Origin of the sequence: Kocuria palustris, assembly GCF_016907795.1 — a bacterium.
Classification (GTDB): domain Bacteria; phylum Actinomycetota; class Actinomycetes; order Actinomycetales; family Micrococcaceae; genus Kocuria; species Kocuria palustris.
Genome location: NZ_JAFBCR010000001.1, coordinates 2,408,949 through 2,430,721 on the forward strand (window position 1 = coordinate 2,408,949; position 21,773 = coordinate 2,430,721).

Genomic DNA, 21,773 nt, shown 5'->3' on the forward strand with positions numbered 1-21,773 from the left:
ACTGGTGGCTGATGACATGGCCGGGCATGGCTTCGCGCTGTGCCCGGGCGAGCTGGATCAGTTCGGCTCGGGCGTCTGGCCGAGCGGAGGCCGCCGATGGCCTCAGGGATCGCCAGATCCCCGAGGCCACGCGCTCGCAGCTGCCATGAAGTGAGGCCGACGGCCATTGCCTCCGGGCGAGCGAAGATGCGCCCTGCAAGGGGCTGGGGAACCTGATGACGCTGCGGCATGCGCCCAGGGATTACCGAAACGTCGACGGCGTCCTCCGCGAGCTGTCCGTGTGGAGGCCGAGCCGGGGCGCAGGCGTCGTCCCTCGGTGTGTGTCGCACGCTCAGCTGTTCAGCCGCTGTGCCGAGGAGACGGATCGCACGGACAGGGAAGCGCCTCCCAAGCCACGCGTTGATCCTGTCGCGTCGAGCGGCCGATCTCTCACCGTTCATGCATCGAGTGGCCAGAAGCTCACCGTTGCCCGCGGAACCGGTGATGGAACGGCCACTCGGTGGGAGAGGGGGCCAGAAGCGGCCACTCGATGTGCGGGCCGGTGCCGGAGCGGGTGCCGGCGACGGGCAGAGCGCCGTGCGAGCGCTGCGACGGCGACATCGGCGTGTGAGGTGCGCGACGTCCCGGGGGAGGGGTTGGACTTGCGCGCTAGACTCGTCGGCGGACTTCCGCGACCCTTGTCGCGACCCCCGCCGGCTACGGGCCGGAACCGAGCACCGTCCTGGCAGAAGGGGCGGGAGCACGCCATCGTCTGAAGAGAGACCCCACTCGTATGAGCACTGCCCAGCGCACCGACCTCCGCAACGTCGCGATCGTGGCCCACGTGGACCACGGCAAGACCACGATCGTCGACGCCATGCTCCGGCAGACGAACACGTTCTCCGAGCACGGCGAGGTCGCCGAGCGCGTCATGGACTCGGGCGATCTCGAGCGCGAGAAGGGCATCACCATCCTCGCCAAGAACACCACGGTGTTCTACGAGGGCCCGTCGGCGAACGGCGAGGTCATCACGATCAACGTGATCGACACCCCGGGCCACGCCGACTTCGGCGGCGAGGTCGAGCGCGGCCTGTCCATGGTCGACGGCGTCGTGCTGCTCGTGGACGCTTCCGAGGGGCCGCTGCCGCAGACTCGCTTCGTGCTGCGCAAGGCCCTCGAGGCCAAGCTGCCGGTGATCGTGGTCGTCAACAAGATCGACCGACCCGACGCCCGCGCCGAGGAGGTCGTCTCCGAGACCATGGACCTGCTGCTCGGCCTGGCCTCCGACATCGCCGAGGACTACCCGGACATGGACCTGGACGCCGTGCTCGACGTCCCGGTCGTCTACGCCTCCGGCAAGGCCGGCCGCGCCGACACCGAGTTCCCCGGCGACGGCAACCTGCCGGCCAGCGAGGACCTCGAGCCCCTGTTCAAGACGATCATGGAGCACATCCCGGCTCCGTCCTACGAGGACGACGGCGTGCTGCAGGCCCACGTGACCAACCTGGACGCCTCGCCGTTCCTGGGCCGCCTGGCCCTGCTGCGCATCTTCTCGGGCACGCTGAAGAAGGGCCAGACTGTGGCCTGGGCGCGCAAGGACGGCTCCCTGAAGAACGTGCGCATCTCCGAGCTGCTGGCCACCAAGGGCCTGGACCGCGTCCCGGCCGAGTCGGCCGGCCCCGGCGAGATCGTGGCTGTGGCGGGCATCGAGGACATCACGATCGGCGAGACGCTGACCGATCCGGAGAACCCCAAGCCGCTGCCGGTCATCACGGTCGACGATCCCGCGATCTCCATGACCATCGGCATCAACACCTCGCCCATGGCCGGTCGCGTGAAGAACGCCAAGGTCACCGCCCGCCAGGTCAAGGACCGCCTGGACAAGGAGCTCGTGGGCAACGTGTCGCTGCGCGTGCTGCCGACCGAGCGCCCGGACGCCTGGGAGGTCCAGGGCCGCGGCGAGCTCGCCCTGTCGATCCTGGTGGAGCAGATGCGCCGCGAGGGCTTCGAGCTCACGGTCGGCAAGCCGCAGGTCGTCACCCGCGAGATCGACGGCAAGGTCCACGAGCCGGTCGAGCGCATGACCATCGACACCCCGGACGAGTTCCTGGGCGCGATCACCCAGATCATGGCCACCCGCAAGGGCCGCATGGAGACCATGACGAACCACGGCACCGGTTGGGTGCGCATGGAGTTCGTGGTGCCCGCCCGCGGTCTGATCGGGTTCCGCACGACCTTCATGACGGAGACCCGCGGCGCCGGCATCGCCGCTTCCTACTCGGACGGCTACGAGCCCTGGTTCGGCCCCATCGAGTACCGCACCAACGGCTCCATGATCTCGGACCGCGCCGGTGTGGCCACTCCGTTCGCCATGATCAACCTCCAGGAGCGCGGCACGATCTTCGTGAAGCCGACCGAGGAGGTCTACGAGGGCATGGTCATCGGCGAGAACGCGCGCGCCGATGACATGGAGGTGAACATCACCAAGGAGAAGAAGCTCACCAACATGCGCTCGGCCGCGGCCGACAACTTCGAGAACCTCACCCCGCCGCGCCAGATGACGCTGGAGGAGTGCCTCGAGTTCGCCCGCGAGGACGAGTGCGTGGAGGTCACCCCGGAGGCCATCCGCATCCGCAAGGTGATCCTGGAGTCCAACGAGCGCGTGCGCCAGGCGCGCCAGCGCAACCGTGCCTGATCAGCACCACGACACGCCGGCGCCGGGGGAGACCTCGGCGCCGCCGTCGTACCCGGAGCCCGGCACGCTGATCCGCCCGGATGCCGTGGACTCGCTGCTGCCGCGCGGCACGGCCCCCGAGCAGGCCCGCGTGGTGGCGGTGCACGCGCATCCCGACGACGAGACGCTGGCCTCCGGGCTGGCCCTGGCCTCGCTGGCCCAGGCCGGGGCGCAGGTCCACCTGATCACCATGACCCGCGGGGAGCGCGGCGAGGTGATGATCCCGGAGTTGGCCCACCTGGAGGTCGGGCACCCGGACAACCACGACGACGGCACCGCCCTGGGCGCCTATCGCGAGGGCGAGCTGGCCGCGGCCTGCCGTGCCCTGGGCGTGGAGCACCACGTCTACGCGGGCCAGTCGCCCGCCCTGGACGCCCAGACGGGCTTCCCGGGCGGCGGGGACCGCTTCATGGACTCCGGCATGTCCTGGAGCCCCGAGGGCCGGGCCCAGCCCGCCGAGGACGTCTCGCCGAAGGCGCTCACGGCGGCCGGCGTGGATCAGGCCGCCGCCCACGTGGCAGCGGCCCTGCGCGAGATCCGCCCGCATGCGGTCCTGAGCTATGACGACGACGGCGGCTACGGCCACCCCGATCACGTGCGCACCGCGCGAGTGCTGGTACGAGCGCTCGAGGTGGTCGAGGACGAGTCCGGCGCTGAGCCGGCCCTGAGGCCTCTGGCCTGGGCGATCGAGGGCCAACCGGATCCGCAGGATGAGCGCCCGCAGGCTGTGGTGCACGCCGACGAGGCCTCGCGCGCGGCCCGCCACGCGGCCATGCGCGCCCATGCCACCCAGATCGAGACGGGCGATGATCCGGCGGATCCGCGCTACGAGCTCTCGAACCGGGTGCCGCAGACCATGCCGCAGGCCGAGACCTTCCGTCTCATCGGGGGCGACGCCGCCAGGCTCGCGCCGCGGGAGCCTGCTCGATGAACGGCGAATGGGATGAGCAGGGCCGCAGACGCGGCCGTTCGTCGGTGGATCAGGCGTCCGTGCCGGTCTCGGCGACCATCGCGATCGTCAGCGGCATGCTGGCGGGCGTGGTCGGCACGGCGGTGCACGGCAACATCGCCCGCTTCGGCGACGGCGTGTGGATCCCGTGGGGCGCCCCGCTGGCGCTGGCCCTCCTGCTGAGCCTGTCGGTGTGGTCGGGGACCACCACGCGGCGCATCTGGGCCGCCGCGGTGCCCGGGATCGTGGCCTACGCAGCCGCCTTCGTGCTGGCCTTCGGCCGTCAGGACTCGCCGCTCGTGGTCCTGTCGACCACCTCGGCGATCGGGCTGGCCGGGCTGCTGTGGTTCGGCGGCATCCTGGTGGTGACGCTGCTGTCGGTGGTCCTGGTCGGCCGCTGGTGGCGCCGGCGTCGTGCGGAGGTGCGCCGGGCACTGGCCGCGCACGCGGCGGAGGCCTTCGACGCCGAGCCGCTCGTCAGCCCTGAGGACGTCAGCGGGGCCGTCGGCGCGGCACCGGGGGCGGGACCTCGCGGGCGAGCCTGACCAGCTCGAGCGGGATCCGCACGGGCCCGCTGCGGGTCTGCAGGGTCACGGCGGGGGGATCGTCGTGCCGGGAGACGAGCGTGCCGATCGCGTCCGTGCGTCCCTTGCCGGACGGGTCCCCGGTTGGCAGCGCATAGCGCACACTGAACCGGGTGCCGAGCGCTGCGCCGGCCAAGCGGCTCAGGGCGATGCTCCGTGCGGGGTCCTGCTGAGGCTGGGACGTCATGGGCCTCACAGTATCGGCGTATGACGCGCGGGGCGGACCACCGGGCGCTCGCCCGTAGAATGGGCGGAGAACTCCGCGAGAAAGGACCGTCGCCACCATGACGTATGTGATCGCTCAGCCCTGTGTCGATGTCAAGGACAAGGCCTGCGTGGAAGAGTGCCCCGTCGACTGCATCTACGAGGGCGAGCGCAGCCTCTACATCCACCCCGACGAGTGCGTGGACTGCGGAGCCTGCGAGCCCGTGTGCCCCGTCGAGGCCATCTACTACGAGGACGACACCCCGGACGAGTGGGCCGAGTACTACAAGTACAACGTCGAGTTCTTCGACGACCTCGGCTCGCCCGGCGGAGCCGCGCGCCTGGGCAACACCGGCAAGGACCACCCGGGCATCGCCGCCCTGCCCCCGCAGAACCAGGACTGAGCTGGCCATGACGCTGCAGCCCCGCGCCTTCGGCCTGGATCTGCCGGAGTACCCCTGGGAGTCGGTGGCGCCGTACCGGCGGATCGCCGCCGAGCACTCGGAGGGGACCGTCGATCTGTCGATCGGCACGCCCGTGGACCCCACGCCGCTGGTGGTCCAGGACGCGCTGGCCGCGGCCTCCGACGCCCCCGGCTACCCGACCACCCACGGCACCCCCGCGCTGCGCGAGGCCATCGCCCGCTGGTACGACCGCCGTCGCGGCGTGCCCGGACTGGACCCCGAGCAGATCATGCCCACGGTCGGCTCCAAGGAGCTCGTGGCCTGGTTGCCCCTGCTGCTGGGACTGCGCGCCGGGGACGTCGTCGTGCGTCCCTCGGCCGCCTACCCCACCTACGACATCGGGGCGCAGCTGGCCGGTGCGGAGCACGTGGCCGCAGAGGACCTGGACGAGCTGCCGCAGGACGTGCTGGAGCGGGTCCGCCTGATCTGGCTGAACTCGCCGGGCAATCCCACGGGCGCGGTCGCCGACGTCGAGGCCATGCGCGCCACGGTGGAGAGGGCTCGCGAGCTGGGCGCGGTCGTGGCCTCGGACGAGTGCTATGCCGAGCTGGGCTGGGGCGAGTGGGATCGCGAGGAGGGCGGCCAGGCTGTGCCCTCGGTGCTGGATCCGCGCGTGTCCGGGGGAGACCTCACGGGGCTGCTGTCCGTCTACTCGCTGTCCAAGCAGTCGAACCTCGCGGGCTACCGCGCGGCCTTCGTGGCCGGCGACGCCCAGATCGTCGCCGGGCTCGTGAATTCCCGCAAGCACGCGGGCATGATCGTGCCGGCCCCCGTGCAGGCGGCCATGCGCGCCGCGCTCGACGACGACGCCCATGTGGTCGCGCAGAAGGCGCTCTACCGGGCTCGTCGGGAGCGTCTGCGCAGCGCCGTCGAGGCCTTCGGGCTGAGCATCGAGCACTCGGAGGCCGGACTCTACCTGTGGTGCCGGCGCGACGGCTGCTCGGCGCAGGACACCTGGGACCTGGTCCGCGAGTTCGCCGAGCTGGGCATCGTGGTGGGCCCCGGGGTCTTCTACGGCGATGCCGCGGCAGGCTTCATCCGGATCGCGCTGACGGCCTCGGACGAGCGGATCGACGCCGCCGTCGCCCGGCTGCAGGCCGCCTCCGGCTGAGCTGCGGCTCGATCCCGCCGAGGGCTGGCAGGGCGCGCCCCAGATTGGCGGGGGCAGGCGCCGTGCGAGTAGATTGGCACTCGATGGCGTGTCTGCACACGCTCCGTGACCTTCCGCCGCGCGACAGCGACGTCGCCGGCTCCCATGACCCGACGCCCCGGCAGCTGACCGGTGCGCGACGGGACCAGGTGAGCCCCATGGGCTCACAGACTATGGAGGAGACCCATGACCGAGTCCGGCAAGGACGGCCGCACGGCCCAGCTGAGCATCTCCGAGGGCGCGCCCCTCGAGCTGCCCGTCCTGGGTGCCACCGAGGGCAACGAGGGCATCGGGATCGGCGCCCTGCGCAAGGAGACCGGTGCGGTCACCTATGACCCCGGCTTCATGAACACCGCGAACGCGCGTTCGGCGGTCACCTACATCGACGGCGAGAACGGTGTGCTGCGCTACCGCGGCTACCCGATCGAGCAGCTCGCGGAGCACTCCAACTTCCTGGAGACCGCCTACCTGCTGATCTACGGCGAGCTGCCCACGCAGGAGCAGTACGAGGACTTCGTGCACCGGGTCACCACCCACACCATGGTCCACGAGGACCTGAAGATGTTCTTCAACGGGTTCCCACGCTCGGCCCATCCCATGCCGGTGCTGTCCTCGGCGGTCTCGGCGCTGTCCACCTTCTACCACGACTCGCTGGACCCGCATGATCCCGAGCAGGTCGAGATCTCCACGATCCGGCTTCTGGCCAAGGTGCCCACGCTGGCCGCCTACGCCTACAAGAAGTCCATCGGCGAGCCCATGCTCTACCCGCGCAACGAGCTGTCCTACGCGGAGAACTTCCTGCGCATGTGCTTCGGCGTCCCGGCCGAGGACCTCGAGATCGACCCCGCGCTGGCCAAGTCCCTGGATATCCTGCTGATGCTGCACGCGGATCACGAGCAGAACTGCTCGACCTCCACCGTGCGCCTGGTGGGCTCCTCCGAGGCCAACATGTTCGCCTCGGTCTCCGCGGGCATCAACGCCCTCTACGGCCCGCTGCACGGCGGCGCCAACGAGGCCGTGCTGGCCATGCTCGACCAGATCCAGAACCAGGGCCTGTCGCCCGAGGACTTCATGGAGAAGGTCAAGAACAAGGAAGACGGTGTGAAGCTCATGGGCTTCGGGCACCGCGTCTACAAGAACTACGATCCCCGCGCCAAGATCATCAAGGGCTACGCCCACGACATCCTGGAGCGCCTGGGCGGCGACAACGAGATGCTCGACATCGCCATGCGCCTGGAGGAGAAGGCCCTGGCGGACGACTACTTCGTGGAGCGCAAGCTCTACCCGAACGTCGACTTCTACACCGGCCTCATCTACAAGGCCATGGGCTTCCCGGAGCGCATGTTCACGGTGCTGTTCGCGATCGGGCGCCTGCCGGGCTGGATCGCCCAGTGGCGCGAGATGGTCCAGGACCCCGAGACCAAGATCGGGCGTCCGCGCCAGCTCTACGTGGGCGAGGGCGCGCGCGACTACCCCACCAAGTGATCGGACGCGCGGGCCCGGGCTGCTGAGGCTCCCGGGCCCGCGCCGCTCACCGAGCAGGTCCTTGAGACGACGGCGGGCCGCCTCCCGAGCTGGGAGGCGGCCCGCCGTCGTCGTGCCCGCTCGCGCGCACCGGGCGGGGTGGCTTCAGGAGGCGTAGCCCATGGGGTTGTTCTTCTGCCAGTTCCAGTGGTCGCGGCACATGGTGTCCATGTCGCGATCGGCGGACCAGCCCAGATCCGCCAGGGCGGAGGCGGGGTCGGCATAGTTGATCGCCACATCGCCGGGGCGGCGGTCGACGATCTCGTAGGGGATCTCGACCCCGGAGGCCTTCTCGAAGGCCTCGCGGACCTCGAGCACGGAGTAGCCGCGGCCCGTGCCGAGGTTCCAGATCTTGGCGCCGCCGTTGCATGCCAGCCATTCGAGGGCGCGGACGTGGCCGTCGGCCAGGTCGACCACGTGGATGTAGTCGCGCACGCCGGTGCCGTCCGGGGTGGGGTAGTCGCCGCCGAAGACCATGAGCTTCTCACGGCGTCCGACCGCCACCTGGGCGACGAACGGCATGAGATTGTTGGGAATGCCCGTGGGGTCCTCGCCGATGATCCCGGACTCGTGGGCGCCCACCGGGTTGAAGTAGCGCAGCAGCGCCACGTTCCAGCGATCGTCGGAGGCGGCGATGTCCGCGAGGATGTCCTCGATCTGCTCCTTGGTGCGCCCGTACGGGTTGGTCGCGTCCTTGTCGACCTTCTCGGTCAGGGGCATGGTCTCGACGTCGCCGTAGACGGTCGCGGAGGAGGAGAAGACGATGGTGCGGCAGTCGCTGTCCTCCATGGCGTGCAGCAGGTTCAGCGTGCCGCCCACGTTGTTGGAGTAGTACCACAGCGGCTTCTCATTGGACTCGCCCACGGCCTTCAGACCGGCGAAGTGGATGACGGCCTCCGGCTTCCACTGCTCGAATACGCGGTGCAGCCCCGGCTGATCGAGCAGGTCGACCTCCTCGAAGCCCAGCACTTCCCGGCCGGCGAGCTGGTGGACGCGCTCGAGGCTCGTCTTCGACGAGTTGGCCAGGTTGTCGAGCACGATGACGTCGTGCTCGGCCTGGAGCAGTGCCAGGACGGTGTGCGAGCCGATGTACCCGGTCCCCCCGGTGACAAGGATGCGCATGCGGATGTTTCTCCTTCAGCTGGATGCGTTGCGCCCAGCCCCCGATGAACAGGGCGCGGTGGAGCGCGCCGGAGCCAGCCCGGCTCCGGCGCGCGCAGATCAGTTCTTGTGCAGGGCGTCGTTCAGCTCCACCGTGCGGCCCCCGCGCGGCAGGGCCTCGACGGCGCCGCTGGTGGAGTTGCGTCGGAAGAGCAGGTTCGACACCCCGGACAAGTCGAGCGCCTTCACGGTGCGGGCCTCCTGCGGGCTGTCCTCGAGCACCTGCACGCGCGTTCCGGCGGTGAGGTAGAGGCCGGCCTCGACGATGCAGTCATCGCCCAGGGAGATGCCCACGCCGGCATTGGCGCCGAGCAGCACGCGCTCGCCCAGGCGGATGCGCTGCTTGCCGCCGCCGGAGAGCGTGCCCATGATCGAGGCGCCGCCGCCGATGTCGGTGTGATCCCCCACGACCACGCCGGCGGAGATGCGGCCCTCGACCATGGCGGAGCCGAGCGTGCCGGCGTTGAAGTTCACGAAGCCCTCATGCATGACGGTGGTGCCCTCGGCCAGGTGGGCGCCCAGGCGCACGCGGTCGGCGTCGCCGATGCGCACGCCGGAGGGCACGACGTAGTCGACCATGCGCGGGAACTTGTCCACGGATAGCACGCTGACGTGACCGGTGGAGCGCATGCGCAGGCGGGCCAGGTTCAGCTCCTCGGCCAGCACGGGGCCACGGTCGGTCCAGGCCACGTTGGCCAGCAGGCCGAACACGCCGTCCAGGTTGATCGAGTGGGGCTGCACCAGGCGGTGGGAGAGCAGGTGCAGGCGCAGGTAGACGTCGGCGGCATCGACCGGAGCGGCATCCAGGTCGATCACGCGGTCCACGACCTCGACCGTGACATTGCGATCGGCATCCGGCAGCGCGGAACGGCGGAGGTCGCCATCGAGCGAGCGGTCGGGCTCCTGGCCCAGGACGGGGGCCGGGTACCAGACGTCCAGGATCGTCCCGGCGCGGGGGCCCTCGGCGACGACGCTGGCCAGGCCGATGCCGGCGGCGTGTCGTTCGGTGGTGGTGCTGGAGGCAGTGGTCTCGGAAGTCATGGCTCCATCCTACGATCCGGGCGCCGCTCGGGCCCCTGGATAGGGTGGAGGTCATGTCGAGCTCCGAATCGCCCTCCACCGACCGCACCCCCTCCGGCCTGGACCTGCGCGCCGATCCCGCCGAGCTGACGGCCGCGCTGATCGACGTCGAGTCCGTCTCCGATCACGAGACGCCGCTGGCGGACCTGGTCGAGAATGCCCTGCGCGGCCTGGAGCACCTGAGCGTGCATCGCGACGGCGATGCGATCATCGCCCGCACCGAGCTGGGCCGGGCCGAACGCGTCGTGTTGGCAGGTCACCTGGACACGGTGCCGCTGCCCACCGCCGCGGGTTCGCGCGGGACGGTGCCCTCGAGCTGGGAGGACCACGACGGCGATCTCACGCTCTACGGCCGCGGCGCCACCGACATGAAGGGCGGGGTGGCCGTGCAGCTCGGCCTGGCAGCCGAGCTCACGGAGCCGAGCCGGGACATCACCTACGTCTTCTACGACCACGAGGAGGTCGACTCGGCCAAGTCCGGGCTGGCCCGTCTGGAGCGCAGCGTCCCGGACCTGCTGCAGGCGGACTTCGCGGTGCTGCTCGAGCCCACCGACGGCACGGTCGAGGGCGGCTGCAACGGCACGCTGCGCTTCGTGATCGCCCCGCAGGGACTGGCCGCGCACTCGGGCCGGGCCTGGCGCGGGGACAACGCGATCCACAAGCTCGCCGACGTGCTGTCCGTGCTGGCCGACTACGAGCCGGCCACGATCGAGGTCGAGGGGCTGGCGTACCGGGAGGGGCTCAACGCGATCCGCATCAGCGGGGGCACCGCGGGCAATGTGATCCCGGACGCGGCCTCGGTCGAGATCAACTACCGCTTTGCCCCGGACAAGACCCTCGAGCAGGCCCAGCAGCACTGCCGGGAGCTGTTCCCGGGCCATGAGCTGGAGTTCGTGGACCTCTCCCCGGCGGCACGCCCCGGGCTGGACCGGGCGTCCGCGGCGGCTTTCGTGGCAGCCGTCGGGCAGGAGCCCAAGCCCAAATACGGCTGGACCGACGTGGCCCGCTTCTCGGCCATGGGCGTGCCGGCCGTGAACTTCGGCCCCGGAGACGCCCTGCTGGCCCACACGGACGACGAGCATGTCTCGGCCGAGGCGATCCGTCAGTGCCGCCGGGTCCTGCTGAGCTGGCTGTCCTAGGGCATAGCCTGGGGTCATGAGTCACAGCGACCCCCGCGCCAGCGACCGCCGCGAGTCCGCACAGGACCTCCCGGGCGAGGACCAGCCCGTCTCCTCCTCGGCCGAGCGCCCCGCCACCAGACCCTCGCGCTTCAAGGGGCCCATCGTCCTGCGCGGCCGCGAGGCCCACCGTCGCACCTCGGATCAGCGGCTGCTGGAGCAGGGCGGACCCCAGGACTTCGGTCACGACGACGACTTCACCCGCACGGACCCCTGGCGGATCATGCGGATCCAGTCGGAGTTCGTCGACGGCTTCGACACCCTGGCCAGGCTGGGGCCGGCGGTGACCGTCTTCGGCTCGGCGCGCGTGCCCGAGGGCGCCGCCGACTACGACCTGGCCCGTGAGGTCGGCCGGGCGCTGGGCCGCGCCGGTTACACCGTGATCACCGGCGGCGGTCCCGGCATCATGGAGGCAGCCAACCGCGGCGCGCACGACGTCGAGGCCCCGTCCGTGGGCCTGGGGATCGAGCTGCCGCACGAGCAGAGCCTGAACCCCTACATCGACCTGGGCATCAACTTCCGGTACTTCTTCGTGCGCAAGACCATGTTCGCCAAGTACAGCCACGGCTTCATCGCCCTGCCCGGCGGCTTCGGGACCCTGGACGAGCTCTTCGAGTGCCTGACCCTGGTCCAGACCGGCAAGGTGACCCGCTTCCCGGTGGTGCTCATGGGCGTCGCGTTCTGGACACCGCTGCTCGAGTGGATCCGCGGCTCGCTCGTGGAACAGGGGATGGTCTCCCCGGATGATCCGGATCTGGTGCGCCTGACCGATTCTGCCGAGGAGGCGGTGCGGATCATGCGCGAGGCGCACGACCGCTTCACCCGCGAGGCAGAGCACCGCGCCGATCTGGGCGGCTACGACCAGGCGCCCTTCGGGGACTTCGACGACGACGGCCGAGCGGGTCGCTGGTGAGCGCTCCGGTCATGGCGATGGTGCTCAGCCTCCTGCTCGTCGCGGCGGGAACCGCCGCGGCGGTGCGGCAGCTGGGGCGTTCGGGGGTCGCTGAGCCCTCTTCCGGTCCCTCGGCCGCAGCGCCCGTGCACTGGACGCGCCGAGGCCGCAGCGAGGTCTGGGCACCGGCACGGGCGCGAGCGGCTCGCACCTCCGGCGGGCCGCGATCCGGGCGGTCAGCCGGCGCGGCGCGCGTCCCCGGGGTATACCGGTGAACTCGGCGGGGCCGGAGGCCTCCGGCCCGCAGAACAGCTCGGAGCACGGACCAGGTCGCGAGTCGATGCGCGGCACTGTGCGCAGCACCGCTGCACAGGGCGGTTCCGCTGCGGGGACTGCCGCCGCCGACGTCCGTCCCACGCGGGTCCACTCGGCCCTGGCCGGCTGGGCCGGCGAGGCCGGTGCTCGGCTGGCTCGTCAGCCGCTGTGGCTGCAGGTCCTTCTGCTCTGGGCGGTGGCCCGAGCCTGGTCGGCTCTCGTGCTGATCGTGATCGACCGGCAGGCCCCGGACGGTCCGTGGGGCGAGACTCCGCTGGGCTACTTCGCCACGGCCGGTATCTGGGACGGCGAGTGGTACCAGCGCATCCACGACGACGGTTATCCCACGCAGATCCCTCGCGACCGGACCGGCAGCGCCGAGGAGAACGCCTGGGCCTTCTACCCGGTGTTCCCCCTGCTGGTCCGCGGGATCACGAACCTGACGGGGGCGTCGTGGTCGATCGTCGCGCCCCTGGTCTCCTTGGCCGCGAGCTTCGCCGCGGCCCTGACGATCGCGGCGCTGTTCCGTCGTCTGCTCGGGCAGCGCGATGCCCTATGGGCGCTGGCGGTGGTGGGCCTGTGCGCCGTCTCGCCGATCCTGCAGACGGCCTACGCGGAGTCGCTGCATCTGGCGCTGCTGGCGCTGTCGCTGCTGCTCGTGCTGCAGAGGCGCAGCGCCCTGGCCGCCGTCGCCATCCTGGTCATGTGCCTCTCGCGTCCGGCCGGGGTGCCTTTCGCCGCGGCGCTCGGCATCGTCTGGGCCCTCCGCGCCGTGCGCGTGCTGACGGAACGGGGGCCGGGCGGGCTCGGCCAGGTCCTGGACCGCTGGTTCTGGCTGGCCCTGTGGGCCTGTGCCTGCGCGCTGGCCTGGCCGGCGATCGCGTGGCTGGCCACGGGGGAGCCGCGCGCGTACACGGACACCGAGACCGCATGGCGCGGCACCTCGCTGGTGCCGCTCGAGCCCTGGGCGGTCTTGGGCGCTCAGCTGCTCGGGGAGGGCTGGGGGTGGCTGTTCGTGCTGGTCCTGGTGGTGCTGTGGGTGCTGCTGATGACCACGACCGCGGTGCGCCGCACCCTGCCGCTGGGCCTGCAGGTGTGGGTCCACGCCTATGCCGTCTACCTCCTGCTCTTCCTGCACCCCCAGTCCTCCACGCCGCGCCTGCTGCTGCCGCTGTTCGTGCTGGCCGCGCCGCTGGTCGCGGTGAGCGAGTCGAGGGCCTACCGGTGGGGCCTGGTGGTGGTCTGCGCGCTGTCGCAGATCGTGTGGGTCGGGGTGCTGTGGCAGTGGTCGCCGCTGCCGCAGGGCGGCGACTATCCGCCGTGATCGGGGACCCCTGGAGACCCCCGCCACGCCTCGTGTGACGCATCCGATATGATGGATGCTGGAAGAACGTGCCGACGGACAGGAGATCGAGTTCCATGGCGGCTATGAAGCCCAGGACCGGTGATGGCCCTATGGAGGTCACCAAGGAGGGTCGCAGCCTCATCATGCGCGTGCCCCTGGAAGGCGGCGGTCGTCTCGTCGTCGAGCTCAAGGCCGATGAGGCCGCAGAGCTGAAGGGCTGCCTCGAAGGCGTCACCGGCTGACAACCCCACGAGCATCGACAAGGACCCCCGCACCCAACCAGGGTGCGGGGGTCCTTCCCATGGGGGCCCGCCTCAGCGGCGCACGGCCACGAACAGCCCGGATCCCGGAGTGAGGATGGCGGACACGAAGCGCTCGTCCTCGCGCAGCATGCGGTGGATCTCGCGGTGCACGCGGGTGGAGTCCTGGCGCTGCACGGGATCCGGCACGCGGTCCTGATCGAGGGCGTCCTGGACGATCAGGGTGCCGCCGCGGCGCAGCAGGCGCACGGCCTCGTCCACGTAGAGCAGGGTGTTCGACGGCTCCGCGTCGAGGAAGACCAGATCGTAGGACGCGGAGCTCAGCCGCGGCAGCACGAGCGAGGCGCGCCCGGAGATGGTGCGCACGCGCGGCTGCGTGCCGATCTCGCGGAAGGTCTCGCGGGCCGCGCGCAGGGCCCGGATGTCCGTGTCGATGGTGGTGAGCACCGAATCCTCCGGCATGCCGCGCAGCAGCGCGGCACCCGAGACGCCGGCTCCCGTGCCGACCTCGACGGCCGCCCGGGGCTGACCGGCGGCGGCCAGGACCGTGAGCGTGGCGGCCACCGCGGGGGTGACCGGACGCAGTCGCAGGGCCATGGAGCGCTCGCGGGCCCGCAGCAGAACGTCGTCCTCCTGCGGATAGGCCTCGGCGTAGGCCCAGCTGGTCGCCTTGCCGCTGCTCATCGCCACCCGCCCGTTCCTCTGCTCGGTCCTGCCCTGCTGCCTTCGCGCCGCCGATTCCGCGCGGCCCGTGATCAGGGCGCGGCGGCACCGGCTGCGCAGTGCACTTCGGGTCATCCTACCCGTCGGCCCCCGTCCGCCTGCGACGCGGGGGTCGGCGCCTCGAACGGGCCGGCAGCGGCGTCGAGGGCGAGAGCGCACACAGGATCCGTCAAGGTCCGTCTCGGATCCTTGGCCTGCACGAGCGCGACCTGCGCTCGATCCGACGCGAGCGCCCCAGGGGAGGACCATGAGCTCCACGGCTCTGCCGACGTTCCTCTCCAGGGCTCGGCTCGTCACGGCCGTGGTCTCGGTGATCCTCCTGCTGCTGCTCGGCATCCTGCTGCTGGGGTGGTTCGCCGGATCGCGCTCGAGCGTGCCCTCGACTCCGGGCGCCACCGCGGCGCAGGGCTCGCCGTGGGCTCAGTCCTCGGGGCTGCTGATCTCGGAGGTCTCCGACCTCGACGTCCTGCGCTCACAGGGCTGGACGCTGCCGCTGGCCGGGATGCCCGGCTACGAGGTGCTCTCGCTGAGCGAGGACACGATCGCCGGTCAGCCCGCTGTGCGCATGCAGCTGCAGGACGCGCAGGGCCGCGATGTCCAGATCACCGAGCAGCGCGGCAGGATCGATCAGTACCACCCCACCGACGGCATCGCGGGTCTGCCGTCCACGACCACGGGTCTGGACCCGGCGGTCCTGAGCGGCACCCCGGTGCGGGTGCGCGAGGGCAGCCCGTGGCGCGCGCAGATCGTCCACGACGACGTGGTCTACACGCTGCAGAGCGAGTCCTCGGCCGCGGAGATGGTGCGCCTGATGCACCACACCGAGGCCGCGGACCGGGCCACGCTGGTGCAGCGTCCGGAGGAGACCTCCTCGCCGGGGGAGACCGTGCTCAGCGGCTGGCGGCGCATGCTCGGGATCGGGGCCTGAGCCGGTGCACGCCCTGATAATCTCGACGACGTGTTAGGCATCAGCGGCTGGGAAGCCATCGTCCTCATCGTCCTGATCCTGCTCGTCCTGGGTCCGGAGAGGCTTCCGGAGTACGCCGAGAACCTCCGAGACCTGGTCAAGCGGGCGCGCCGCTACGCAAGCGGCGCCAAGGAGGACCTGCGCGAGACCCTCGGCCCGGAGATCGGCGACCTCGACTGGCGCAAGCTCGACCCGCGCCAGTACGACCCTCGCACGATCGTGCGCGATGCCCTGCTGGAGGCCGATCAGGAGGACTCCGCCGAGAAGCGCAAGCGCGAGCGCGAGGAGCGCGAGGCCGCGCGCGCCGAGCGCAAGCGCCGGCGGGAGGAGGAGGCGGCGGCCGCCGGCGAGGACCTCCCGGCGCAGGCCCAGCCGTTCATGCGCTTGGGCGATTCCCAGCAGGCCCCGTTCGATCCCGAGGCCACCTGAGACGCAGACCTTCGTCGTGGGGAGGGCACCTGAGCGCTCAGCGCGGGGTGATCCCCAGGGAGCGTCCCTCCAGGCCGCGAGGGCCGTCCAGACGTGCGGCCACACCGCGCAGGACCTGGGAGGCCGGTGCCTCCGGGTCGGACCACACGAGCGGCATTCCGGCGTCGCCGGCCTGCCGCAGGGCGATGTCCAGGGGGATCGACCCCAGCAGGGGGACGTCGTAGCCCATGCGGCGGGTGAGGGAGTCGGCGATCTGCTCGCCGCCGCCGCTGCCGAAGAGATCGAAGGACGAGCCGTCGGGCATGACCATGGCGGACATGTTCTCGATGACCCCGGAGACCGTCTGATCGGTCATGGCCGCCAGGGCCCCGGAGCGCTCGGCGATACCCGCTGCGGCCTGCTGCGGCGTGGAGACCACCAGGACCCCCGAGCCGGGCAGCTTCTGGGCCACCGCGATCGCGACGTCGCCGGTGCCGGGCGGCAGATCCAGCAGCAGGTGGTCCAGATCGCCGAAGTGGACGTCGGCCAGGAACTGCTCGACCGCTCGGTCCAGCAGCGGTCCGCGCCACACCACCGGGTTCGCCGGATCCGTGAACATGCCGATCGAGATGGCCCGGACGCTGCCGCGACGGTGCCCGTCGGCGGCGCGGGAGGCTCCGTCCTCCGACGCGGCGGAGTCAGGGACCTCGACGACGGGCGGCAGGATCATCTCGTCGACCTTCGTGGGCCCGGCGGTGATGCCGAACAGGCCCGGGATCGAGAAGCCGTGGATATCGGCGTCGACGACGCCCACCGAGCGTCCGCGCGCGGCCAGGGCCGCGGCCAGATTGGCGGTCACCGTGGACTTGCCGACACCGCCCTTGCCGGAGGTCACCGAGTGCACTCGGGTCAGCGACGTCGGGTCCGCGAACGGGATGGTGCGCGTGTGCCCGAGCCTGTCCTTGAGCTCCTCGCGCTGCTGCGGGGTCATGACGTCCAGCTCCACCACGGTGCGATGCACGCCGTCGACCCCGCGCACGGCCTCCGCGACGTCGGTCTCGATCGTGGAGCGCAGCGGGCAGCCGGAGATCGTGAGCAGGACCTCGACGACCGCGGTGCCGTCCGGGTCGAGCCGGGCTGCGCGCAGCATGCCCAGATCGATCAGCGGGCGGCGCAGCTCGGGGTCCTCCACGGAGGACAGGGCCGCGGCCAGGCGGGGATCGATGGGGTCCTGCTCAGTCATGGTCACCTGTGCTCCGAGGTCTCTCGGGATCCTCCGCCGCCGACGCCACGGCCGACGTCTGCTGGGCGCTGTGCTGCTGGGCGCTCGGTTGCTCGAGACCGGCCGAGCGGGCGGCCACGGTCTCGCCGGAGCGCTGCTTCTTGCGGCCCTTGCGCTTGCGGCTGGAGGGCTCGGGGTCTGCGTCGTCGGCGCCCTCAGGCTCGTTCAGCTCCTCGAGCAGCTCCTCGAACAGGTCGCGCAGCTCGGAGCGGACGTAGTCGCGGGTGGCGACCTCTCGCATGGACATGCGCAGGGCGGCGATCTCGCGGGTCAGGTACTCGGTGTCGGCCAGGTTCTCCTGCGTGCGCTGGCGGTCGCGCTCGGCCACGACCTTGTCGCGGTCGTCCTGGCGGTTCTGGGCCAGCAGGAGCAGGGGGGCCGCATAGGAGGCCTGCAGGGACAGCATGAGCGTGAGCAAGGTGTAGTTCAGCGCGCGCGGGTCGAACTGCATGTCCTCGGGCATGAACGTGTTCCAGCCCAGCCAGATGAACACGAAGACGGACATCCACAGCAGGAACTGCGGGGTGCCCATGAACCGGGCGAAGCCCTCCGTGAGCTGGCCGAAGGCGTCCGGGTTGGGACGCAGCCGGTTCCACATCCCGTGGCGCAGGCCGGTGGGGGTGTCCAGGCCGGCAGTGCGGCGCTCGGTGCGGCTCTCAGTCATAGCGTCGTCCCACCTTCCTCACTGGGGTTCCGTCGTCCCAGGTCCGCCAGTCGTCCGGCAGCAGGTCATCGAGCACATCGTCGATCGTGACCGCTCCCACCAGGCGGCGGTGCTCGTTAATCACAGGAATGATCGTCAGGTCGTAGGTGGCCAGCTCGCGGGCCACGTCCGAGATGGGGGAGAGGTCCTCCACGGGATCGATCGCCGAGTCGATCAGGCTGCCGATCGGCTCGGGCGGCGGCACGCGCAGCAGCTCCTGCATGTGCACCATGCCCAGGTACCGCCCGGTGGGCGTCTCCAGCGGCGGACGGCACACGAACACGGCCGCGGCCATGGCCGGGGAGACCTCCTCCTGGCGGATCGCGGCCAGCGCCTCGGCCACCGTGGTCTCCGGGGCCAGGATGATCGGCACCGGGGTCATCATCGAGCCGGCGGTGCCCTCCTCGTACTCGAGCAGGCGGCGGACGTCGTCGGCGTCCTCGGGCTGCATCAGCCCCAGCAGCGACTCGGCATCCGGGTCCGGCAGCTCGTTGAGCAGGTCCGCGGCGTCGTCCGGCTCCATCTCCTCCAGGACGTCGGCGGCGCGCTCGACCTCCAGGTGGGTCAGGACGAAGACCTGATCCTCCTCGGTCATCTCCTGCAGGACATCGGCCAGGCGGTCGTCGCGCAGCTCGGTGGTGATCTCCAGGATGCGCTTGCGGGGCAGCTCGCGCAGCTCGTCGGCCAGGTCCGCGGGCTTGTCGTCCTCGTGCGAGCTCACCCACTGCGTCGCCGGCTGATGGCCGACGGCTTCCTGGTCGGTGGCCTCGTTCCAGTCGATGACGAGCGTCTCGCCGCTGCGACGGCGCATGATGCCGCCGCCGACGGGGGCGCGGCGCACGAACAGCTGCGTGACCTGCCAGTCGCCAGAGCGGGCCAGCTCCATGCCGACGTCGATGATGGTGGCGGTGCCGCTGCCGTCGCGCAGGGTGACGGTGCGGTCGAACATCTCGCCGACCACCAGGATCTCGGAGCCGCGCTGCTCGAAGCGGCGCAGGTTCACCAGGCCGGTGCACAGGACCTGCTCGGAGTCCATGGACGTCACCCGGGTCATGGGCAGGAACACGCGGCGCTTGCCCAGGACCTCCACCACCAGGCCCACGACCACCGGCTGCTTGGCCGAACCGGCGCTGTCGCGCCTGATCATGACGAGGTCGCGCACTCGCCCCACGCGGTCGCCCAGGGGGTCGAACACGTCCAGGCCGATGAGGCGCGCGATGAAGATCTTCTCGAGTGAACTGCTCACCGCACCAGGGTAGTCGCTGCACGGATTCAGCCGGACGCGATCGAGACCTGCGTCTCAAGGCTCCGGTCAGCTGCATGGGGGAGTCTTGAGCCCATGAGCAGCTCAGCGCAGAAGGCACGTCAGATCTCCGGGGCAGGACTGCCGGAGGGCAGGGTGATCGCCTCTTTCACCAAGTACGCGGACGCGCAGCGGGCCGTGGACCACCTCTCGGACGAGGAGCTCGAGGTCTCGGCGCTGTCGATCGTCGGGCACGACCTCGCGACCCTGGAGAAGGTCACCGGCCGGCTGACGTATCCCCGCGTGGCCCTCATGGCCGCGGGTCAGGGCGCGTTCTTCGGCCTGTTCTTCGGGCTGATCCTCAGCCTGTTCGGGGGCGGCGGGCCCCTGGCCATCCTGTTGACCGTGGCCCTGGGCGCGGCGTTCTGGATGCTGCTCGGCGTGGTCTCCTACGCCGCCCAGCGCGGACGCCGCGACTTCACCTCCATGTCCACGATCGTGGCCACGCGCTACGACGTCCTGGCCCGACCGGATGTGGCCGATCAGGCCGAGCGCATGCTCCAGGGGGCCGGTCTGCAAGGCAGGGCCCCGCGCGCGGCGGCGCCCGCTTCGCCGGCTCCCGGAGCCGCCGGGCCGGTCGGCGATCTGGGCGCCGCCCCCGACGGGCAGCCGCAGGAGCAGTCGGCTCCGGTCTCGCGCCCCGATGAGACCCCGGACGGCCGCCCGCTCTACGGCGTGCGCGTCTCCCCGCAGGAGCAGGAGGCGCACCGGGGGCACCCCGAGGGCCAGGAGCAGGGCCAGGGCCCGGACCAGGCTGCCCCCGGTGGGGACGCCCAGACCGACGGCCCGTGGAGCGGCGGCGCGCCGCGCAGCTGAGCTTCTGCAGGCAGATGACCTGCTGTCGGACGGCCGTCCGCCTGCGGAGGCGGCCGCCCGTCGCGGGGCCGGAGCTGCGACCGGCCCCGCGACCGTCGGCTGATCAGTGCGCGGTCGAGGACGCCTCGGAGGACTCGAACAGGCCCTGCATCCAGGACTCGACATCGTCCGGATGACGCGGCAGAGCGGCCGAGAGGTTCTCATTGCCGTCGGCGGTGATCAGGACGTCGTCCTCGATCCGCACGCCGATGCCCCGGTACTGCTCCGGGACGGCCAGGTCCTCGGCCTTGAAGTACAGGCCCGGCTCGATCGTGAAGACCATGCCCGGCTCGATCACCGCGTCCTGGTAGAGCTCGCGGCGCGCCTGGGCGCAGTCGTGGACGTCCAGGCCCAGGTGGTGGCTGGTCCCGTGCGGCATCCACCGGCGATGGTGCTGGCCGCGCTCCGAGAGCGAGACCTCGGCGGAGACCGGGAGCAGGCCCCATTCCTCCAGCCGGGCGGCCAGCACCGACATGGCGGCGTCGTGGACGTCGCGGAACCGGTTGCCGGGCACCGCGACCGTGAACGCGTGATCGGCGGCATCGAGCACGGCCTGGTAGATCTGGCGCTGGATCTCGGAGAACTCGCCGGTGACCGGCAGGGTGCGGGTGATGTCCGCCGTGTAGAGCGACTCGGCCTCCACACCGGCATCCAGCAGGATCATGTCCTGCGGGCGGATCTCTCCCGTGTTGCGGATCCAGTGCAGCACGGTCGCGTTGTCCCCGGAGGCCGCGATGGTGTCGTAGCCGAGGTCGTTGCCCTCAGCTCGGGCGCGGGCGAAGAACGCCCCCTCCACAAGCCGCTCGCCGCGCGGCTTGGCGATGGCGTGGGGCAGGGCCCGCACGACGTCCTCGAAGCCCCGGACGGTCATGTCCACCGACTCGCGCAGCTGCGCGATCTCGTGCTCGTCCTTGATCAGCCGCAGCTCGGAGAGCCGCTCCACGAGCTGGTCGTCCTGCAGGTGAGCCTGCTCCAGCTCCACGCCGCCCGCCTGCCGGGCCGAGTCGACGATGCCGTCCACGGCCGCGTCCTGCGCGCGGACCAGACGGAGCTGGACGCCGTCCGCCCCGACGTCCTTGCTCAGCGCGGCCTCCAGCTCCGACAGATCCCGCGTCCGCAGGCCGTAGGCGGTGGAGATCTCGCGCAGCGTGGGCCGGTCGCCCACCCAGAACTGACCGTTGCGGGCATCGGCGTAGAACTCGCGGGTGTCCCGCCCGGCCATGGGATGGAAATACAGCACCGCGGTGTGATCACCGGCGTCGTCCCCGCTGCCCGGCTCGACCGGCTCGAGCACGAGCACCGCGTTCGGCTCGTGGTCCACGCCCAGCCCGGTGAGGTGGGCGAAGGCCGAGTGGGGGCGGAAGCGGTAGTCGGTGTCGTTGGAGCGGACCTTGGGCGCCCCCGCAGGGATCACCAGGCGCTGACCGGTGTGCTCCTTCGAGATCCGCAGCCGCCGCTGGGCGGCATGATCGGCGACCTCCTCCCGCGGCAGGTCCTTCTCCGCTGCCGGGGCCCACTGCGAGGCCATGAACTCGGCGAAGGCCGAGGACTCGGGGGAGTGGGTCCTGTTGTCCACTCGCTCGGACAGCGGCTGCGAGCCGGGCTCTGCGCCGGTGTCTGCCGGTGCGCCGGCGCTCGCCTCGCGGGCGGCTGCGGGGGTGGTCTCCGAGGGCTGATCCGTCATGCTCGCTCCGTCCTGCCGGTCCGGGACCG

General features: G+C 71.2%; 21 protein-coding genes. 13 read left to right on the forward strand and 8 right to left on the reverse strand.

Annotation, left to right across the window (positions count from 1 at the left end):
• Positions 1–772: 772 nt before the first annotated feature.
• From typA to JOE55_RS10790, 3 genes are read left to right on the forward strand one after another with little or no spacing between them, the layout of a single operon-like run.
• Positions 773–2,674 (forward strand): translational GTPase TypA, encoded by a 1,902-nt coding sequence (gene typA / locus JOE55_RS10780; RefSeq protein ID WP_204782911.1) that lies wholly within the window; start codon positions 773–775, stop codon positions 2,672–2,674.
• Positions 2,667–3,644: a PIG-L family deacetylase gene (locus tag JOE55_RS10785; protein ID WP_204782912.1), complete on the forward strand. Its 978-nt coding sequence runs from the start codon at positions 2,667–2,669 to the stop codon at positions 3,642–3,644. The genes typA and JOE55_RS10785 overlap by 8 nt, the downstream gene beginning before the upstream one ends.
• Positions 3,641–4,207: a hypothetical protein gene (locus tag JOE55_RS10790; protein WP_006214922.1), complete on the forward strand. Its 567-nt coding sequence runs from the start codon at positions 3,641–3,643 to the stop codon at positions 4,205–4,207. The genes JOE55_RS10785 and JOE55_RS10790 overlap by 4 nt, the downstream gene beginning before the upstream one ends.
• Here JOE55_RS10790 and JOE55_RS10795 read toward each other — a convergent pair.
• Positions 4,155–4,433 carry a putative acetyltransferase gene (locus JOE55_RS10795; RefSeq protein WP_204782913.1) on the reverse strand — a complete coding sequence of 93 codons (279 nt, stop codon included), beginning with the start codon at positions 4,431–4,433 and terminating at the stop codon, positions 4,155–4,157. The two genes, JOE55_RS10790 and JOE55_RS10795, sit on opposite strands and share 53 nt — an antisense overlap.
• A gap of 97 nt (positions 4,434–4,530) precedes the next feature.
• Here JOE55_RS10795 and fdxA point away from each other — a divergent pair, with 97 nt between their 5' ends.
• The 3 genes from fdxA to JOE55_RS10810 all read left to right on the forward strand — a co-directional run bounded on the left by fdxA (position 4,531) and on the right by JOE55_RS10810 (position 7,549).
• Entirely contained in the window at positions 4,531–4,854 is a 324-nt protein-coding gene (gene fdxA, locus JOE55_RS10800; RefSeq protein ID WP_006214921.1) for a ferredoxin, read from the forward strand.
• Positions 4,855–4,861: 7 nt separating this feature from the next.
• Positions 4,862–6,025 (forward strand): succinyldiaminopimelate transaminase, encoded by a 1,164-nt coding sequence (gene dapC, locus JOE55_RS10805; protein WP_204782914.1) that lies wholly within the window; start codon positions 4,862–4,864, stop codon positions 6,023–6,025.
• A gap of 225 nt (positions 6,026–6,250) precedes the next feature.
• Positions 6,251–7,549 carry a citrate synthase gene (locus tag JOE55_RS10810; protein WP_204782915.1) on the forward strand — a complete coding sequence of 433 codons (1,299 nt, stop codon included), beginning with the start codon at positions 6,251–6,253 and terminating at the stop codon, positions 7,547–7,549.
• A 144-nt stretch (positions 7,550–7,693) separates the two neighbouring features.
• Here JOE55_RS10810 and galE read toward each other — a convergent pair whose 3' ends face one another.
• Positions 7,694–8,710: a UDP-glucose 4-epimerase GalE gene (galE, locus tag JOE55_RS10815; RefSeq protein ID WP_204782916.1), complete on the reverse strand. Its 1,017-nt coding sequence runs from the start codon at positions 8,708–8,710 to the stop codon at positions 7,694–7,696.
• Between the two features lie 99 nt (positions 8,711–8,809).
• A complete protein-coding gene (gene dapD / locus JOE55_RS10820; protein ID WP_204782917.1) occupies positions 8,810–9,790 on the reverse strand; it encodes a 2,3,4,5-tetrahydropyridine-2,6-dicarboxylate N-succinyltransferase in 981 nt (326 codons plus the stop codon).
• Between the two features lie 53 nt (positions 9,791–9,843).
• On the opposite strand from dapD, the gene dapE reads away from it, so the two are divergent.
• From dapE to JOE55_RS10840, 4 genes are all read left to right on the forward strand, one after another.
• Positions 9,844–10,968, forward strand: a complete 1,125-nt coding sequence (gene dapE, locus JOE55_RS10825; protein ID WP_204782918.1) for a succinyl-diaminopimelate desuccinylase — start codon at positions 9,844–9,846, stop codon at positions 10,966–10,968.
• A gap of 16 nt (positions 10,969–10,984) precedes the next feature.
• Positions 10,985–11,920: an LOG family protein gene (locus JOE55_RS10830; protein ID WP_024290909.1), complete on the forward strand. Its 936-nt coding sequence runs from the start codon at positions 10,985–10,987 to the stop codon at positions 11,918–11,920.
• Positions 11,921–12,239: 319 nt separating this feature from the next.
• Positions 12,240–13,538: a hypothetical protein gene (locus JOE55_RS10835; protein ID WP_239546624.1), complete on the forward strand. Its 1,299-nt coding sequence runs from the start codon at positions 12,240–12,242 to the stop codon at positions 13,536–13,538.
• Between the two features lie 95 nt (positions 13,539–13,633).
• On the forward strand, positions 13,634–13,801 hold the full coding sequence (locus tag JOE55_RS10840) for a DUF3117 domain-containing protein (protein WP_081609586.1): 168 nt from the start codon (positions 13,634–13,636) through the stop codon (positions 13,799–13,801).
• A gap of 72 nt (positions 13,802–13,873) precedes the next feature.
• On the opposite strand, the gene JOE55_RS10845 is transcribed toward JOE55_RS10840, so the two are convergent.
• Complete coding sequence (locus tag JOE55_RS10845; RefSeq protein WP_040561587.1) at positions 13,874–14,503, reverse strand: O-methyltransferase; 630 nt, start codon at positions 14,501–14,503, stop codon at positions 13,874–13,876.
• A gap of 286 nt (positions 14,504–14,789) precedes the next feature.
• On the opposite strand from JOE55_RS10845, the gene JOE55_RS10850 reads away from it, so the two are divergent.
• Both JOE55_RS10850 and JOE55_RS10855 read left to right on the forward strand, forming a co-directional pair.
• Positions 14,790–15,470 (forward strand): hypothetical protein, encoded by a 681-nt coding sequence (locus JOE55_RS10850; protein WP_006215779.1) that lies wholly within the window; start codon positions 14,790–14,792, stop codon positions 15,468–15,470.
• Positions 15,471–15,500: 30 nt separating this feature from the next.
• Complete coding sequence (locus JOE55_RS10855) at positions 15,501–15,938, forward strand: twin-arginine translocase TatA/TatE family subunit (protein WP_058871344.1); 438 nt, start codon at positions 15,501–15,503, stop codon at positions 15,936–15,938.
• A 37-nt stretch (positions 15,939–15,975) separates the two neighbouring features.
• On the opposite strand, the gene JOE55_RS10860 is transcribed toward JOE55_RS10855, so the two are convergent.
• From JOE55_RS10860 to JOE55_RS10870, 3 genes are read right to left on the reverse strand one after another with little or no spacing between them, the layout of a single operon-like run.
• Positions 15,976–17,160 (reverse strand): P-loop NTPase, encoded by a 1,185-nt coding sequence (locus tag JOE55_RS10860; protein ID WP_024290904.1) that lies wholly within the window; start codon positions 17,158–17,160, stop codon positions 15,976–15,978.
• Complete coding sequence (locus tag JOE55_RS10865) at positions 17,153–17,863, reverse strand: DUF1003 domain-containing protein (RefSeq protein WP_204782919.1); 711 nt, start codon at positions 17,861–17,863, stop codon at positions 17,153–17,155. Before JOE55_RS10865 ends, JOE55_RS10860 begins: the two co-directional genes overlap by 8 nt.
• Positions 17,856–19,148, reverse strand: coding sequence for a magnesium transporter MgtE N-terminal domain-containing protein (locus JOE55_RS10870; protein ID WP_204782920.1), 1,293 nt, complete (start codon positions 19,146–19,148; stop codon positions 17,856–17,858). The genes JOE55_RS10865 and JOE55_RS10870 overlap by 8 nt, the downstream gene beginning before the upstream one ends.
• A gap of 93 nt (positions 19,149–19,241) precedes the next feature.
• On the opposite strand from JOE55_RS10870, the gene JOE55_RS10875 reads away from it, so the two are divergent.
• A complete protein-coding gene (locus tag JOE55_RS10875; RefSeq protein ID WP_204782921.1) occupies positions 19,242–20,021 on the forward strand; it encodes a YflT domain-containing protein in 780 nt (259 codons plus the stop codon).
• Between the two features lie 103 nt (positions 20,022–20,124).
• Here JOE55_RS10875 and JOE55_RS10880 read toward each other — a convergent pair whose 3' ends face one another.
• Complete coding sequence (locus JOE55_RS10880) at positions 20,125–21,744, reverse strand: aminopeptidase P family protein (RefSeq protein WP_024290901.1); 1,620 nt, start codon at positions 21,742–21,744, stop codon at positions 20,125–20,127.
• Positions 21,745–21,773: the final 29 nt, after the last annotated feature.

What these genes read in the sequence shown, in the direction of transcription:
- fdxA (WP_006214921.1), top strand. Translation starts at nt 4,531, where the DNA reads ATGACGTATGTGATCGCTCAGCCCTGTGTCGATGTCAAGGACAAGGCC.
- JOE55_RS10795 (WP_204782913.1), bottom strand. Translation starts at nt 4,433, where the DNA reads ATGACGTCCCAGCCTCAGCAGGACCCCGCACGGAGCATCGCCCTGAGC.
- JOE55_RS10790 (WP_006214922.1), top strand. Translation starts at nt 3,641, where the DNA reads ATGAACGGCGAATGGGATGAGCAGGGCCGCAGACGCGGCCGTTCGTCG.
- JOE55_RS10840 (WP_081609586.1), top strand. Translation starts at nt 13,634, where the DNA reads ATGGCGGCTATGAAGCCCAGGACCGGTGATGGCCCTATGGAGGTCACC.
- dapE (WP_204782918.1), top strand. Translation starts at nt 9,844, where the DNA reads ATGTCGAGCTCCGAATCGCCCTCCACCGACCGCACCCCCTCCGGCCTG.
- JOE55_RS10880 (WP_024290901.1), bottom strand. Translation starts at nt 21,744, where the DNA reads ATGACGGATCAGCCCTCGGAGACCACCCCCGCAGCCGCCCGCGAGGCG.
- JOE55_RS10860 (WP_024290904.1), bottom strand. Translation starts at nt 17,160, where the DNA reads ATGACTGAGCAGGACCCCATCGATCCCCGCCTGGCCGCGGCCCTGTCC.
- JOE55_RS10845 (WP_040561587.1), bottom strand. Translation starts at nt 14,503, where the DNA reads ATGAGCAGCGGCAAGGCGACCAGCTGGGCCTACGCCGAGGCCTATCCG.
- dapD (WP_204782917.1), bottom strand. Translation starts at nt 9,790, where the DNA reads ATGACTTCCGAGACCACTGCCTCCAGCACCACCACCGAACGACACGCC.
- JOE55_RS10865 (WP_204782919.1), bottom strand. Translation starts at nt 17,863, where the DNA reads ATGACTGAGAGCCGCACCGAGCGCCGCACTGCCGGCCTGGACACCCCC.
- JOE55_RS10830 (WP_024290909.1), top strand. Translation starts at nt 10,985, where the DNA reads ATGAGTCACAGCGACCCCCGCGCCAGCGACCGCCGCGAGTCCGCACAG.
- galE (WP_204782916.1), bottom strand. Translation starts at nt 8,710, where the DNA reads ATGCGCATCCTTGTCACCGGGGGGACCGGGTACATCGGCTCGCACACC.
- typA (WP_204782911.1), top strand. Translation starts at nt 773, where the DNA reads ATGAGCACTGCCCAGCGCACCGACCTCCGCAACGTCGCGATCGTGGCC.
- JOE55_RS10810 (WP_204782915.1), top strand. Translation starts at nt 6,251, where the DNA reads ATGACCGAGTCCGGCAAGGACGGCCGCACGGCCCAGCTGAGCATCTCC.
- dapC (WP_204782914.1), top strand. Translation starts at nt 4,862, where the DNA reads ATGACGCTGCAGCCCCGCGCCTTCGGCCTGGATCTGCCGGAGTACCCC.
- JOE55_RS10850 (WP_006215779.1), top strand. Translation starts at nt 14,790, where the DNA reads ATGAGCTCCACGGCTCTGCCGACGTTCCTCTCCAGGGCTCGGCTCGTC.
- JOE55_RS10835 (WP_239546624.1), top strand. Translation starts at nt 12,240, where the DNA reads ATGCGCGGCACTGTGCGCAGCACCGCTGCACAGGGCGGTTCCGCTGCG.
- JOE55_RS10875 (WP_204782921.1), top strand. Translation starts at nt 19,242, where the DNA reads ATGAGCAGCTCAGCGCAGAAGGCACGTCAGATCTCCGGGGCAGGACTG.